Genomic DNA, 15236 nt, shown 5'->3' on the forward strand with positions numbered 1-15236 from the left:
ATCACTCAATGCCAAAGCTTTCGCCACACCCGCAGGCGTGCTGCGCTTTGGGATTATTAAATTTGAAAATCTGGTTCAAGCCTTCACGCACATAATCCAGTTCGGTGCCATCGATAAAAGGCATCGCCTTTAAAGGGACGTACAGGTGTGCGCCCTCGCGCTCGAACACCAGATCACCCGCATCTGGTACATTGACCAGATCCAGTACATAACCAAACCCTGCACATCCTGATTGCTTGACGCTCAAACGTAACCCTTTCACCGTGTCATCAGACTGGACAAGACGCAGGATTTGTTGAGCGGCACCGGCCGTCAGCGTCAGCCCTTTCCAGGTATTTTCATCCAGTGAAAATGTTTCTACGTTTCCCGTTTGCATCCGCCGTACCTCGTTTCAGAAAAGCTCTGTCTGTAGTGGTCAACTAATATTGGCCACCGCATTAGACTGTATGTAGAACAGTCGCTCAGATTCGTTTGGAGTTAAGCCGCCGTTATACCAGTGAGGCCGGATAGCGCTGTAATACCCCGTGATGTAGCGGATAATCGCGTCCTGGGCTTCGCTGAAGCTGTTGTAACCCTTTGTCGGCACCCATTCTGTCTTCAGGCTGCGGAAGAACCGCTCCATTGGCGCATTATCCCAGCAGTTACCCCGCCGACTCATACTCTGCTTTATCCGGCAGCGCCACAGGGCTTGCCGGTATTGACGGCTGGTATAGTGGCTGCCCTGGTCGCTGTGGAACATGACTCCTGTTGGTTGTCCCCGGAGTTCCCAGGCCATCTGCAACGCTTTAACTGTCAGCGCCGAGTCCGGCGACGTCGACATGGCCCAGCCCACCGGTTTGCGGGCGAACAGATCTAGCACCACCGCAAGGTAAGCCCAGCATTTGCCCGTCCAGATGTAGGTCACATCGCCGCACCAGACCTGATCCGGCGCGGTAACCGCGAACTGGCGGTTGAGATAGTTCGGTATTTCAACGTGTTCATTGCCGCCGCGTTTGTATTTGTGAGCCGGTCGCTGGCAGCTGGCGATACCCAGCTCCTTCATCAGCTTGCCAGCCAGCCAGCGCCCCACTTTGACACCGGAGCTGCCGGTGACGATGGTCGCGATACTTCGAGCGCCGGCAGAGCCGCCGCTGGCGTTCCAGGCTTCCATGACGCGGCTACACTTAACCACGCGCTCACCGTCGGGTTCATTAGCGGAAGCCTGCCAGTGCCTGTAGCTGCTGCGATGTACCTCAAAAGTTTGGCACAACGCCGTGACCGGGTATCGCGCCCTCAGCCTGTCGACTACCGTGAACCGTTGAGTGAGTCCGACATTAAGAGCGCCGTAGCCTTTTTTAGGATTTCGTTCTCCATTTCAAGGCATTGGACTTTTTTCTTCATCTCACGCAGCTCGAGCTGTTCAGGGGTAAGAGGAAGTCCCGTTGGCGTTTTTCCCTGTCGTTCAAGGCGAAGCTTATTGACCCAGCGACTAATGGCAGAATGGCTGACATTAACCGCCTCTGCGGCCTTAACGTATGTGTAGCCGTGGTCGACAACCAGCTTTGCGGCTTCGAGCTTAAATTCCGCCGTAAAATGTTTACCCATGAGGTCACCTGTCGTGTTGATGAGGTGAGCATATCACCTCCGCTCAGGTGGCCAGTATCAGTGTGCCACTACAGTCTGAGCCTAATGTTAGTGATAATGATTATTGCTTCAACCTCTTGTTTCGCAGGGGTATTTGTAACATTTCACCGGTGCCTGAAAAAAACCGTTTTTTTTTGCCTGCTCACGCGTTTATAGACTGACAATAAAAAAAAATAACCTGTTGATATAAAATAACTAATTTACCATCGCGTGACAGACCAAAGAATTAACATCAACATGTTGTTATCATAATTATAACATTCATAGACGATACCTATTTTTAAAACAGGAAAAATCGTGACCGATTTTATGGTTTGATTGCGCAATTATTGACCTTGACATCCTCCCCGCCCTAAAGGACGGGGATTCCTACAGCGTTCAGACCGAAGCCTGAATCGCCTCGGTGGGTTCCTGCTTCAACGGGCGGACTGACTGCACCATCCCTCCACAGGCCAACACGGCATGTCCCGCCGCTAAAATGTTACGAGCTCCGTTGATATCGGCGTTCTCGGTGTAGCCGCATATCTGGCATTCAAACTTACTCTGAGACAGACGGTTCTCTTTCGCTGTATGACCGCAGCAGGCGCACCGCTGGCTGGTATACGCCGGAGGGATAGCCAACACCGAACCTCCTCGCCAGAGCTGCTTGTATTCAAGCTGACGGCGCATTTCATACCAGCCTTGATCCAGTATCGAGCGGTTTAAGCCTGATTTGGCTTTGACGTTTCGTCCGTGCTGCTCTGCCGTGCCTTTTGCCGATTTCGACATGTTACTGACCTTCAAGTCCTCAATGACGATCATTGCGTGGTTTTTGCTGATTTCACTGGTGACTTTGTGAAGGTAGTCGCGTCGGATATTGGCAATGTGCGAGTGCAGACGCTGGATTTTTTGCTTCTGTTTCTGCCAGTTGGTGCTGAATTTAACTTTGCGGCTTAACTGGCGCTGAAGCATTGCCAGCTTGCGCTGGCTTGCTTTAAAATTGTTGACTGGCTGGTATACCGTACCATCTGAAAGCGTTGCAAGTTTCGTAACTCCGGCATCCAAACCGACCATTGACGCTGCCTTATGAACCCGTTCAGTCACTTCGTATTCCGTTTGGATGCTGACGTACCATTTGCCGCATGACTGGCTGACGGTTACATTTTTCACTTCGCCAATGATTTCGCGGCTGTTGCGATAGCGTATCCACCCCAACTTTGGCAACGATATGCGACTGTTGGCCTGATCGAGCTTCACGCCTTGCGGGTAGCGGAATGCATCGTTTTGCCCGCGTTTTTTGAAGCGCGGAAATGCTGCGCGCTTCTGGAAGAAATTCTTGTAGCCGCGCTCCAGATCCTTTAGTGACTGCTGTAACGGCTGCGATGGGGCATCCTTCAGCCATTGCGTTTCAGGATTTGCTTTCCACTCAATAAGCCATGAAGCCATTTTTGTATAGAGAATATACTTATTCCCCGCCTCATGGTTCTCATTCTGAAGTGCCAACGCACGGTTAAAAACGAAACGACAGGCCCCTGCGAAGCGCCGCATATCGCGTTCCTGCTGACCATTTGGTCTTAACTGGAATGTGAAGGCTTGTAGTCGTTTCATGCCTATCATTATACTTTGGTCTATGACAAAAGAAACTGATATTCGACGGGGAAGACACTGCGTTTTCCTGATGCATGTTCACTTGATATTCGTTGCTAAATATCGACGAAAAATATTTGATCTGGATGCCATCGAAAAACTACGCAGCTACTTTACCAGCGTATGCGCTGATTTTGATGTTGAACTGGTTGAAATGGACGGCGAGCACGACCACCTGCATTTGTTGATCAACTATCCGCCAAAGTTGGCAATATCTAACTTGGTCAACAGTCTTAAAGGCGTATCCAGCAGACTGCTTCGCCGTGACCGACCCGATATAGCCCAGCTCTATTACTACAAGGGCGCTCTGTGGACACCGAGTTATTTTGCAAGTAGTTGCGGAGGTACGCCAATATCGATCATTCGACAATACATTGAGCAGCAGCAAACACCAAGTTAGTCGAAAAACCGCGCCTTATATCCCCGCCCTGAAGGACGGGGTTTTACGGCGCACCTGATAAAAAGTCCTATCAGGCCGTATACTTTTTTTCCTCTGTTACGGGGCTATAGGTCATATCGTTATACACATCTTTTGGCCATTTTTTGAACAGGATGCTCAGAACCCCGTGAATTAAGGCATTCAAGCCATCCCATTGGCTTTTTGAGGTTCAAAATGCCACTCTGAGATAAACCCGTAACTCATTGATTAAACAGTGCGTTAGAAAGATGTGTATAACGATATGGCTATAGGTCACCTCGTTATACACATCTCTGTTCGTGCCTGAGCGCGCGTAGCGTTTCGGCGGCCGTCATGACTTTCTGCAAGCCTTTCCAGATAGTTTTTGCGCCTGGTTCACCGTCGCCTTTTCGAGCAAGAAAGCCTCCCAGTTGCGCAACTAAGCGCAATACTTCGTTTAGCTTAGGGCGGCCCTTGGGCATACGCTTGTTCATCAGTAGGTAAGCGCCATGAGTCTCGTCGGAATCAAAGAACAACATTGCGTCCAGCTCTGGACAGGTTCGTCCCATACGCATTAAATAGGCGATGCGCCATGCCACGATCATGAACAGCGCCAATGCCCGCTCAATGCGATCCACGGTCGATAACTGTAACGCTTCGACACAGCAGCCGTTCTTCAGCACATTGAAGAACATCTCGATTTCCCATCTAGCCCGATACCAGTCGATCAGCTCCACGATATATTCTCGTCCTTCAGGTACGCGATTGCTCAGCAACCGCCACTCGACCGGCTTCACGCCTGCTGGCGGCTCAATTTCCTTGGCTATCACACAAGTCACTGCCAACCCGCAACGCAGCGACACTCGCTTCACGCGCAGCGCCTGTTTCACCGTACGCGCCTTCTGCCCCGCGCGAGCCGCCATAACGAATTGGATTTCTCCCACCGGCACGGTCTTTCCAACCTTCTGCCAAAGCTTCTCATTACAGTCCAGACTGCGATTATGAGTCGAGCGGATCAACCAGTCAGCCTGAGTGCCAAGGTCATCAGCGAGCTGCATCAACGCCTTGATATCCGCTTCGCGATCGGCTAAGTACACCAGACGTGTGTTTGGCAACTCCGAGGCGAGTTCAGCAACTCGCTCGTATCCCTCGAGCCAGCGCGTACTCTCCTTGAGCCCATCGCGTTTTCCGTGTGCATCCTTCGGCTCTCTTGCCCACATCCACGCATCCAGTACGCCCAACCCCACGCGATCCGGACTGACCGCGTAGGTCGGATGCAGGTACAGACCACGCCTGGCTTCGTAGTTCAAGGAACCCAAGCCCTGGATTTGCTGCCCGTTGAAGTCAAGCTCGGTAGTGTCTTGGATACACAGCACAACCTCGTGTTCTCGGATCCTTTCCTGCGTACGCTGCCAGTGAGGTTGCAGAATGTCTCGCCATTCGAATGCTTGGTTCTCCATGAAGCGGTAAGCACCCAGCGTCTCAGACCATCCGAGGCACGCATGCGGAATGCTGGCTTGCGGATTCTCAGCCAGCCGTATCAAAAGCCCTTTGGCACGCTTATTGAGCCTCGTGTCACCAAGATTTACCCCTTCCAGTTCTTGGTGTGCCCAGCCATCTGAATCCCGTGTCATTTTTCAGCGCCGTAAATGGCGATAGTACACGTCGGTTTCACTTCATTTACAACCCCACCGGCTGCCTATTTCAGCCCGCTAACCCTTGGCATATAAGGCGTTGCGGACTTGTGTATAACGAGGTGGCTATAGGTTGATCCCGATGAATATTATAAATATGATAATGATTATCATTAATATCCATGGTGATCCCTATGCAATCCGTGAATGCCTGGCTACAGCCATCAGATTGATGAGTACAAATTCTTGATCCGGGATGTCACCGTAGATTTTTATATGGCCGAAGCACGGTTGAATCGGCAGGAAAGCCATATCGATCACCTGCGCCGCTACCATAATGCCTGCATGGAGATGATCGATCTGTGCCGTAAGAACGGCGATGATGAGAGCTATCTGCATGCACTGGTAAAATTACATAACCGTTTGATAAAAGAGATTAATAACGAAGGGCGCTGCCATGTTTTCCGCGTGCAGAGCTACTATTTTGCACGCAACACGCTAAAGCTAATTTGCCATCAGCTCAGCCTTGAAGGCAGTTGGGATAAGGGCACCGCTTTTCAGACCGATTTTGTACGGCGCGTGCCTTTTTTACCTTGAAGGACGAGACCGCCAGAATGCGCGCCTAACGACGCACATTCTGCGGTTAGTACCGGATTAAGGTGTTACCACCGCGGTGGTGAGGCGAGACGTGCAGCACAGACGCTGAGTATCGTCGTAAATATCGATTTGCCACACCTGATTACGGCGCCCAACGTGCAGCGCGCGGCACACCCCTCGCACCTCGCCAGAGGTCACAGCTCGTAAATGGTTGGCGTTAATCTCCATCCCGACGACACGCTGTTCCCCTTCGGTACACAGGTAGCCCGCCACGGAGCCGAGCGACTCCGCCAGCACCACCGAAGCCCCGCCGTGCAACAGGCCGAAGGATTGACGCGTACGCGCATCCACCGGCATCGTACATTCCAGAGTATCTTCTGCAATACTGGTAAAACGAATCCCCAGGTGCTCCATCATACAGCCCTGGCTGTGCTGATTAATCTGCTCCAGCGTAGCCGGTCTTTTCCACAGCATAACTCTCTCCAGTCAGACGAGATCCAGTAGCGCCTGCAACGGATGACGCAACCCTTGCCCTTCCATCCGCTTCACCTGACTGCGGCAGGAATAGCCGGTTGTCAGGCAGCGTGCAGAGGGTAATTTTTGCAATGCCTGCTGCCAGGACAAGGCGTAAATCCCCTTGGAATCAGTGATGTTTTTACTTTCATGACCATAGGTGCCTGCCATGCCGCAACAGCCAACACTGACATTCTCCAGTCGGGCACCGAAGCGGGCAAAGATATCGGCCCACTGTTTGCTACTGGTCGGCAGCGCAGTGGATTCGGTACAGTGACCAAACAGATACCAGGCATCGTCGCGCGGCGTGGCCGGGGGCGTTCTCGCCGACAGCAGCGGCAGCAGCCACTCATGCACCAGTTGCACCTGAAAATCGCCGCGTTTGTCACCCAGAATTTCGCGGTATTCATCGCGATAACAGAGCACCAACGCCGGGTCGACGCCAATCATTGGCATGCCCAGCTTGGCAACCCGATTCAGGAAATCAGAGGTTTTGGCTGCGGTTTTAGCAAAACGCGTCAAAAAGCCTTTGATATGCTGCGGCTTACCGTTAGTTGAGAAGGGCAGCAGTACCGGCTTGAGATCCAGTTTTTCCACCAGATGCACCAAATCGGCCACCACTTGCGCATCGTAATAGCTGGTAAACGGGTCCTGCACAATCAGCACATACCGATCGCAGGATGCGGCGGCGACACTTTCCAACTGCTCCAGCGTAGTGGTCATTGCCGGGTGCCCGGCAAATTGCTGACACAGCGAGGGGGAAGAGAGTAACGGCAGATCGGTCATACCGATCGTCCGGCGGCTCAAGGCGTCAACCAGCGGCATTTTCAGGAAGAAGTTGAAGGTCTTAGGGCTCAGCGCCATCAGCGGCGCGTAACTTTCTACACCGGCCACCAGATAATCACGCGCGGGACGTAAATAGCGCGTGTGGTAAAGCTGGAGGAAACGTGCACGGAATCCCGGAACATCTATCTTGATCGGACATTGGGTTGAACAGGCTTTACAGGCCAGACACCCGGACATGGACGCTTTCACTTCATGAGAGAAGTCATACTCGCCTTTGCGCGCGCGCCAGCTGTTACGCGTCTTTTCAATCAAACCACGCAAGCTGGGCGACCGTGCGGTCAACGACTGCTCCAGCGCCACCGGATCGATCCCCTGCTCGGCAAGCAAGCGCAGCCATTCGCGTACCAGCGTCGCTCGCCCTTTCGGCGAATGGATACGGTTTCCGCTGATCTTCATGGAAGGACACATCGGACTGTTCACGTCAAAGTTGAAACACAGCCCGTTGCCGTTACACTCCATCGCGCCACGGAACGAAGTACGCACCGCCAGCGGAATACGGCGATCGAAGGTGCCACGCTTATCGGCATCAATACGCATCATCGGCGCATCGACGGCCAACGGCGCGCAAATCTTGCCTGGGTTAAGGCGGTTATCCGGATCGAAGGCGGCTTTGATGCGCCGCAGTTCGTTATACAGTTCTTCGCCAAAAAAAGCCGGACTGCATTCGGCGCGGAACCCTTTACCGTGTTCCCCCCACAGCAGGCCGCCATATTTGGCCGTCAGCGCAACAATCTGATCAGAAAGCTGTTTCATCAACACTTCCTGTTGCGGATCGCACATGTCCAGGGCCGGACGCACATGCAGTACGCCCGCGTCCACGTGACCAAACATGCCGTAGGTCAGATTATGGCTATCGAGCAGCGCACGAAACTCGACGATGTAATCCGCCAAATGCTGCGGCGGCACACAGGTATCTTCCGCAAAGGGGATTGGCTTGGCCTGCCCTTTACTGTTACCCAGCAGCCCCACTGCTTTTTTACGCATGGCGTAGATACGCTCAATCCCAGCAAGATCGTGGCAAATCTGATAGCCGATCACTCCCGCTTCATGGGCCGCGAGCAGGCCATCAATGCGCTCGCATAACCCACGTACTTGTCCATCGATCAGCGCTTCATCATCCCCAGCAAACTCAACGATGTTCAGGCCCTGCATATCCTGGCCGGGCACATCCTGAATCAGTTCGCTGACGGAGTGCCAGACGATATCTTCGCGCGCCAGATTCAATACGCGGGAATCGACGGTTTCCACCGAAAGCGCCTTGGCTTCCACCATAAAAGGCGCGCTGCGCAGCGCTGAATCGAAGGAATCAAACTTGACGTTGACCAGACGCCTGACCTTAGGCAAGCGCGTAATATCCAGCTTAGCTTCAGTGATAAAGGCCAGCGTCCCCTCAGCGCCCGTCAGGATGCGCGTCAGGTCAAACGTTTGCATATCATCGCTGAACACATGGAGCAGATCGTATCCGGTCAGGAATCGGTTCAGTTTGGGGAATTTATCGAGAATTAGCGCACGCTGGTCGCGGCAACGTTCAAAAACGGTGCGATACACACGCCCTATCGGTGAAGATTCTTGCGCCAATTGCTGCGCCATCGCCACAGGCATCGCCTGAGTATCCAGCATGTCACCGCCCAACAGCACGGCACGCACGCCAAGGATATGGTCCGAGGTTTTGCCGTACACCAGAGAGCCTTGCCCTGAAGCATCAGTGTTGATCATGCCGCCAAGGGTGGCGCGGTTACTGGTAGACAGTTCCGGCGCAAAGAAATAGCCGTAAGGTTTGAGGTACTGATTGAGCTGATCTTTGATCACCCCGGCTTCAACGCGAACCCAACCTTCCTCTGGATTGATTTCCAAAATCCGGTTCATGTAGCGGGACATATCCACCACAATACCCTGGTTTAGCGCTTGCCCATTGGTGCCAGTACCGCCGCCACGCGGGGTAAACGTCATATCGTTATACACATCTTTTGGCCATTTTTTGAACAGGATGCTCAGAACCCCGTGAATTAAGGCATTCAAGCCATCCCATTGGCTTTTTGAGGTTCAAAATGCCACTCTGAGATAAACCCGTAACTCATTGATTAAACAGTGCGTTAGAAAGATGTGTATAACGATATGGGTAAACGTCAGTGCACGGTATGGCTCTTGTACTGACAACTGCGCCAGCAGCGCCACATCTGCGGTCGATAGGGGAAACACCACCGCATCGGGCAACAGCTGATAAATGCTGTTGTCGGTCGACATGGTTAAGCGATCGGCATAGCTGATGGCGGTATCGCCGGTAAAACCACGTTGCTTCAAAGCATCCAAAAAATTAAGCACCGGCTGAGCCAGCCCAGGTGCATGAGAGATCTGTGGGATCATTATGTGTTGACCCTGTCTGTCGACTAAAAAAATAATTAGCGTGTTGTGAGTGTGTTTATTGTAAAAATCATTGTGCGAATTCGCGGTTTTACGTTTTATCACATTTCGGCGCTATGCGCCGCCATCCTAAGAAAAACTTTTTGCCTAGTGGTCCAGCATGATTTTTGGAACCCTGTCCGTGAATGCGTTAACAAAATAGCTCACACGCTGTCAAAAACACGAGAAATGCCCCATGTAGTGGCACACTGATACTGGCCACCTGATCGGAGGTGATATGCTCACCTCATCAACACGACAGGTGACCTCATGGGTAAACATTTTACGGCGGAATTTAAGCTCGAAGCCGCAAAGCTGGTTGTCGACCACGGCTACACATACGTTAAGGCCGCAGAGGCGGTTAATGTCAGCCATTCTGCCATTAGTCGCTGGGTCAATAAGCTTCGCCTTGAACGACAGGGAAAAACGCCAACGGGACTTCCTCTTACCCCTGAACAGCTCGAGCTGCGTGAGATGAAGAAAAAAGTCTAATGCCTTGAAATGGAGAACGAAATCCTAAAAAAGGCTACGGCGCTCTTAATGTCGGACTCACTCAACGGTTCACGGTAGTCGACAGGCTGAGGGCGCGATACCCGGTCACGGCGTTGTGCCAAACTTTTGAGGTACATCGCAGCAGCTACAGGCACTGGCAGGCTTCCGCTAATGAACCCGACGGTGAGCGCGTGGTTAAGTGTAGTCGCGTCATGGAAGCCTGGAACGCCAGCGGCGGCTCTGCCGGCGCTCGAAGTATCGCGACCATCGTCACCGGCAGCTCTGGTGTCAAAATGGGGCGCTGGCTGGCTGGCAAGCTGATGAAGGAGCTGGGTATCGCCAGCTGCCAGCGACCGGCTCACAAATACAAACGCGGCGGCAATGAACACGTTGAAATACCGAACTATCTCAACCGCCAGTTCGCGGTTACCGCGCCGGATCAGGTCTGGTGCGGCGATGTGACCTACATCTGGACGGGCAAATGCTGGGCTTACCTTGCGGTGGTGCTAGACCTGTTCGCCCGCAAACCGGTGGGCTGGGCCATGTCGACGTCGCCGGACTCGGCGCTGACAGTTAAAGCGTTGCAGATGGCCTGGGAACTCCGGGGACAACCAACAGGAGTCATGTTCCACAGCGACCAGGGCAGCCACTATACCAGCCGTCAATACCGGCAAGCCCTGTGGCGCTGCCGGATAAAGCAGAGTATGAGTCGGCGGGGTAACTGCTGGGATAATGCGCCAATGGAGCGGTTCTTCCGCAGCCTGAAGACAGAATGGGTGCCGACAAAGGGTTACAACAGCTTCAGCGAAGCCCAGGACGCGATTATCCGCTACATCACGGGGTATTACAGCGCTATCCGGCCTCACTGGTATAACGGCGGCTTAACTCCAAACGAATCTGAGCGACTGTTCTACATACAGTCTAATGCGGTGGCCAATATTAGTTGACCACTACACCATGATAAGTTATCCTCGCCGGATGACCCGAGCGATCGCAGGGAACTTGTTCAACGTCGGGTCTCTATACACAGGTATTGTCCATTGACGAAGTCATCATCGCCCAAACCGCTGGCCGCGCATTCTCCACTGTCTGCAACGATGCAGCAAAGTGCACGCCAGCAGCGTTTTGATTTGCCCCGCATCCTCTTTAGTCTGATGTTTATCACTATTATGATCATCGCCTGTTTCTGGGTGGTGCAACCCTTTATTCTGGGCTTTGCCTGGGCCAGCATGGTGGTGATTGCCACCTGGCCGCTGATGTTGAAAATGCAGAAGTTACTGTGGGGCAAGCGCGCGTTAGCGGTAACTGGCATGACGCTGTTGCTTTGCCTGCTGTTTGTGATGCCGATTTCCATCCTGGTCAGCACGGTGATGGACAACACCTCCGCCATCGTCAGTTGGGCCTCCGGGCAAGAGAAACTGACGCCTCCTCGTATGGAGTGGCTGACATCCCTGCCTTTTGTCGGCGACAGGATGTTTTCAAGTTGGCACAGTTTGCTGCAAAGTGGTGGCAGCGGCGTGTTTGCCAAAGTGCAGCCCTATATCGGCCAAACTGCTACCTGGCTGTTATCACAAGCGGCCCACATTGGACGTTTCCTGATGCACTGTGGCCTGATGCTGATTTTCAGTGCCCTGCTTTACTATAAAGGTGAAGCGGTTGCCCAGGGCGTACGTCACTTTGCGCTTCGTCTGGGACGCGAGCGCGGTGATGCAGCGGTGATCCTGGCAGCACAATCGATTCGTGCCGTCGCGCTCGGCGTGGTGGTGACCGCTATCGTACAGTCGGTGTTGGGTGGTATTGGCCTCGCCATCTCCGGCATCCCCTACCCAACCTTGCTGACCGTCGTGATGTTCCTGTTCTGTCTGGCGCAACTGGGACCGCTTCTGGTGCTGATCCCCACGATAATCTGGCTCTATTGGAGCGGTGATACCACCTGGGGCACCATTCTGTTGGTTTGGAGTTGTGTGGTGGGCACGCTGGATAACGTCATCCGCCCGATGTTGATACGCATGGGCGCCGATCTACCCATGCTGCTGATTCTGTGCGGCGTGATTGGTGGCTTGTTGGCATTTGGCATGATCGGCCTGTTTATCGGCCCAGTGGTGCTTGCCGTTTCATACCGCTTGCTCTCTGCCTGGATGAAGGAAACGCCGTTGCCAGAAATCATTGCGGATGCATCGCCGTCGCCAAACGATCGTCCGACACACTCGCAGTAAGCACTGCTGCCGCAGCGTGAAACCCTAGCGCTGCGGCAAATCCATCAATAGATAAATAATCTTAATGTTTTGCGTGTAGCACCCACGGATTATTCTGATTTACTATGGATAAGCGGCGGTATTACATCAAATAGTTTGACAATATGCATCTCTGCGTGACAAATCCATTAAAAAACGTTAACCATTAGGATGATTCTTAATGACTTAATGCCCCACAGCTTCTAGCATTATTCATGAAACGATTGTCAACCGTTGTCTTGCTGAACAAACGCTTTTTGTAAGGACAACGCGAGTTTGCCAATGAGGTTTCCTGCTCGTCAGAGCTAGTAACGAATTGCTGTGTGTAGTCTTTTCCCATCCCCTAAGGTGGGCATTTTTTTTGTGGTTTATCCTGTACTTTCCCGCTGCTGTTACTGAGAAATTGCGCCTCATCCTGTTTTTATCAATCCCCGCTTTGCAAGCGCGCATTAATGGATTATTTCTAACGTCTCTTTTTATCAGGAGTCATTTTCTATGTCACATTCCCCACTGGCACGAAGAGTGTGCCTGATTCTGGTCAGTCTGGCGGTCTACAATACCGCGATGGCCGACAGCCGGCCATTGACCAGCCTGGAAGGTAAAACCATGGGGACCTTTTACAGCGTAAAGATCAGCGGGGATCTGCCTGAAGATAAAGCGCATCTGCAACAAGAGATTGATGCCCTGCTTGAACAGGCCAACAACGATATTTCCACTTACCGAGAAGACTCCATTCTGTCGCGCTTTAACCGCTATCAAGGCAGCGATCCTCAGCCCATTCCCGGCGGTATGGCAGACATTATCCTGGTAGCCCAGCGTATTGGCCGGGCGACAGACAATGCCATGGATATTACGGTGGGACCGTTGGTGAATCTGTGGGGCTTTGGGCCGCAAAAACAGCCGGTGACCATTCCTACTCAAGCACAAATCGATGACGCCCGTCAGCGCGTCGGCTTGCAGCACCTTACGCTTACCAGCAACAGCAAGGGAGAGTGGCTGCAAAAAGATCTGCCGTCGCTGTATGTGGATCTCTCAACCTTGGGTGAAGGTTACGGTGCCGATTTATTGGCGCAGTTGATGACACGCAAGGGCATTACCAATTATCTGGTTTCAGTCGGCGGTGCTATTTCAAGTCGCGGGGTCAATGGGCAAGGGATGCCGTGGCGGGTGGCGATTCAAAAACCTACCGATAAGGAAAACGCGGTGCAAGCGGCAGTCGATCTGCAAGGGTATTCCATCAGTACGTCCGGCAGCTATCGCAACTATTTCGAGCAGGACGGCAAACGCTATTCCCACGTCATCGACCCCAGCACCGGCCACCCCATCAATCATACGCTGGTGTCTGCCACAGTGATTGCCAAAACCGCGCTCGAAGCGGACGGTTGGGACACAGGGTTAATGGTATTGGGAACGGAAAAAGCGCTGAAAGTAGCCGAGCAGCACGGGTTGGCGGTTTATCTGATCACCAAAACCGACAACGGGTTCGAAACGGTGATGACACCCCAATTCAAAGCCTTCTTGCAACAAGGGCTAAACCTTAACGTCGGGTGAGGTTGCTGATAAACAGCCCTACTACCACCGTCATTGACCCTGTACATGATTCTGTGTAAATGCCTTTGTCAGTAGTGACCGTCCAGGCGGTCACCGAACTCGATAATAAAACGGCTCATTGCCATACGCCAGTCCCGCAGTGGCATCGTCCATTTCTGTGAGTCCGACTGGATTGCCAGCCACACCACCTTTTTCACTGCGTCGTCAGTCGGGAACACCTTGCATTTTTTAATCGCATGCCGGATCACACTGTTCAGCGACTCAATGGCGTTGGTTGTGTCGATGACTTTGCGGATATCTGCCGGGTAAGCGAAGAACGTTGCCAGATTGCTCCAGTTCGTCTGCCAGCTCCGGCTTATCTGTGGATAGCGGCTGTCCCATGCGCTGGCGAATGCTTCCAGCGCCTGCTGGCCTGCTTCTTCCGTAGCGGCCTGATAGATGGCTTTCAGGTCGCGTGTGACGGCTTTGTAGTCCTTCCAAGGGACGAACCTCAGGCTGTTGCGTACCATGTGCACGATGCACAGCTGGATGCGGGCTTCCGGATACACCGCGTTGATGGCATCTGGGAAGCCTTTCAGACCGTCGACACAGGCGATGAGGATATCGTTCAGGCCGCGGTTTTTTAGTTCTGTCAGCACATTGAGCCAGAACTTCGCGCCCTCGTTTTCGGCCAGCCACATACCCAGCAGTTCTTTCTGGCCCTCGATGTTGATACCCAGTGCCAGGAACACGGATTTATTGATGACGCGACTGTCCTGCCGGACCTTCAGGATGATACAGTCAAGGTAAACAATGGGATAGACTGCATCCAGTGGACGATTTTGCCATTCAGTAACCTGTTCCATCACGGCGTCGGTGACCTTCGAGACCAGCGCCGGTGAGACATCCGCGTCATACAGCTCTTTGAACGCAGACGCTATCTCGCGGGTGGTCATCCCTCTGGCGTACAGGGACAGGATTTGGTTATCCATCCCGGTGATCCGGGTCTGGTTTTTCTTCACCAGTTGTGGTTCGAAGGAGCCATCACGATCGCGCGGAGTACGTAGTTCCAGCGGGCCATCGCCGGTGGTCACGGTGTTTGTGGAATAGCCGTTGCGGGAGTTGGCCCCCGGTTTGGACTGATTTTTATCGTAGCCAAGATGGTGGGACATTTCGGCGTTGAGAGCAGCCTCAACGCTGATTTTCTTCAGCAGGCGATCGAATTGGCTGAGATCGTCAGGGGTTTTGAGATTTTTGGCCAGTTCGTTAGCCAGAGCCTGCAACTGTTTTTCGTCCATAAATTAACTTGTTTTTGATGTTGGATTGAACATATCAAAATCAGGC

The 15236-nt window shown here is 52.8% G+C and carries 10 protein-coding genes and 3 pseudogenes; 5 read left to right on the plus strand and 8 right to left on the minus strand.

What is annotated here, in order from left to right; all coding sequences use genetic code 11:
- Position 1: 1 nt before the first annotated feature.
- The 3 genes from sufA to ACWWJF_RS24600 all read right to left on the minus strand — a co-directional run bounded on the left by sufA (position 2) and on the right by ACWWJF_RS24600 (position 3210).
- Positions 2-376 carry a Fe-S cluster assembly scaffold SufA gene (sufA, locus tag ACWWJF_RS24590; RefSeq protein ID WP_455870811.1) on the minus strand — a complete coding sequence of 125 codons (375 nt, stop codon included), beginning with the start codon at positions 374-376 and terminating at the stop codon, positions 2-4.
- A 39-nt stretch (positions 377-415) separates the two neighbouring features.
- A protein-coding gene (locus ACWWJF_RS24595; protein ID WP_455870812.1) for an IS3 family transposase occupies positions 416-1584 on the minus strand; the annotation gives its coding sequence in 2 pieces (ribosomal slippage) (positions 416-1329 and positions 1329-1584; 1170 coding nt in all).
- A gap of 417 nt (positions 1585-2001) precedes the next feature.
- Complete coding sequence (locus ACWWJF_RS24600) at positions 2002-3210, minus strand: RNA-guided endonuclease InsQ/TnpB family protein (protein WP_455870813.1); 1209 nt, start codon at positions 3208-3210, stop codon at positions 2002-2004.
- Positions 3211-3232: 22 nt separating this feature from the next.
- Between ACWWJF_RS24600 and tnpA the strand changes: the two genes are divergently transcribed.
- A complete protein-coding gene (gene tnpA, locus ACWWJF_RS24605) occupies positions 3233-3649 on the plus strand; it encodes an IS200/IS605 family transposase (RefSeq protein WP_455871256.1) in 417 nt (138 codons plus the stop codon).
- Between the two features lie 299 nt (positions 3650-3948).
- Here the strand turns inward: tnpA and ACWWJF_RS24610 are convergent, their stop codons facing one another.
- Positions 3949-5280 (minus strand): IS4 family transposase, encoded by a 1332-nt coding sequence (locus ACWWJF_RS24610; RefSeq protein ID WP_455870814.1) that lies wholly within the window; start codon positions 5278-5280, stop codon positions 3949-3951.
- Positions 5281-5474: 194 nt separating this feature from the next.
- Here ACWWJF_RS24610 and ACWWJF_RS24615 point away from each other — a divergent pair.
- Positions 5475-5877, plus strand: a pseudogene (locus tag ACWWJF_RS24615) (hypothetical protein).
- Positions 5878-5934: 57 nt separating this feature from the next.
- Here ACWWJF_RS24615 and ACWWJF_RS24620 read toward each other — a convergent pair.
- From ACWWJF_RS24620 to ACWWJF_RS24630, 3 genes and pseudogenes are all read right to left on the minus strand, one after another.
- Positions 5935-6351 carry a hotdog fold thioesterase gene (locus ACWWJF_RS24620; protein ID WP_455870815.1) on the minus strand — a complete coding sequence of 139 codons (417 nt, stop codon included), beginning with the start codon at positions 6349-6351 and terminating at the stop codon, positions 5935-5937.
- A 12-nt stretch (positions 6352-6363) separates the two neighbouring features.
- Complete coding sequence (gene ydiJ / locus ACWWJF_RS24625; RefSeq protein WP_455870816.1) at positions 6364-9255, minus strand: D-2-hydroxyglutarate dehydrogenase YdiJ; 2892 nt, start codon at positions 9253-9255, stop codon at positions 6364-6366.
- A gap of 99 nt (positions 9256-9354) precedes the next feature.
- Positions 9355-9600 (minus strand): annotated as a pseudogene (locus ACWWJF_RS24630) (hypothetical protein); the annotation flags it as partial.
- Between the two features lie 306 nt (positions 9601-9906).
- On the opposite strand from ACWWJF_RS24630, the pseudogene ACWWJF_RS24635 reads away from it, so the two are divergent.
- The 3 genes and pseudogenes from ACWWJF_RS24635 to apbE all read left to right on the plus strand — a co-directional run bounded on the left by ACWWJF_RS24635 (position 9907) and on the right by apbE (position 13913).
- A pseudogene (locus ACWWJF_RS24635) lies at positions 9907-11075 on the plus strand (IS3 family transposase).
- Between the two features lie 150 nt (positions 11076-11225).
- Positions 11226-12344 (plus strand): AI-2E family transporter YdiK, encoded by a 1119-nt coding sequence (gene ydiK / locus ACWWJF_RS24640; protein WP_455871257.1) that lies wholly within the window; start codon positions 11226-11228, stop codon positions 12342-12344.
- 513 nt (positions 12345-12857) lie between these two features.
- Positions 12858-13913: an FAD:protein FMN transferase ApbE gene (apbE, locus tag ACWWJF_RS24645; protein WP_455870817.1), complete on the plus strand. Its 1056-nt coding sequence runs from the start codon at positions 12858-12860 to the stop codon at positions 13911-13913.
- Positions 13914-13981: 68 nt separating this feature from the next.
- On the opposite strand, the gene ACWWJF_RS24650 is transcribed toward apbE, so the two are convergent.
- Positions 13982-15190, minus strand: coding sequence for an IS256 family transposase (locus ACWWJF_RS24650; protein WP_455870818.1), 1209 nt, complete (start codon positions 15188-15190; stop codon positions 13982-13984).
- Positions 15191-15236 lie beyond the last annotated feature (46 nt).

Source organism: Symbiopectobacterium sp. Eva_TO (genome assembly GCF_053848865.1).

Excerpts from the sequence above, each read along its gene's own strand:
- sufA (WP_455870811.1), bottom strand. The coding sequence starts at position 376 with ATGCAAACGGGAAACGTAGAAACATTTTCACTGGATGAAAATACCTGG.
- ACWWJF_RS24600 (WP_455870813.1), bottom strand. The coding sequence starts at position 3,210 with ATGAAACGACTACAAGCCTTCACATTCCAGTTAAGACCAAATGGTCAG.
- tnpA (WP_455871256.1), top strand. The coding sequence starts at position 3,233 with ATGACAAAAGAAACTGATATTCGACGGGGAAGACACTGCGTTTTCCTG.
- ACWWJF_RS24610 (WP_455870814.1), bottom strand. The coding sequence starts at position 5,280 with ATGACACGGGATTCAGATGGCTGGGCACACCAAGAACTGGAAGGGGTA.
- ACWWJF_RS24620 (WP_455870815.1), bottom strand. The coding sequence starts at position 6,351 with ATGCTGTGGAAAAGACCGGCTACGCTGGAGCAGATTAATCAGCACAGC.
- ydiK (WP_455871257.1), top strand. The coding sequence starts at position 11,226 with ATGCAGCAAAGTGCACGCCAGCAGCGTTTTGATTTGCCCCGCATCCTC.
- apbE (WP_455870817.1), top strand. The coding sequence starts at position 12,858 with ATGTCACATTCCCCACTGGCACGAAGAGTGTGCCTGATTCTGGTCAGT.
- ACWWJF_RS24650 (WP_455870818.1), bottom strand. The coding sequence starts at position 15,190 with ATGGACGAAAAACAGTTGCAGGCTCTGGCTAACGAACTGGCCAAAAAT.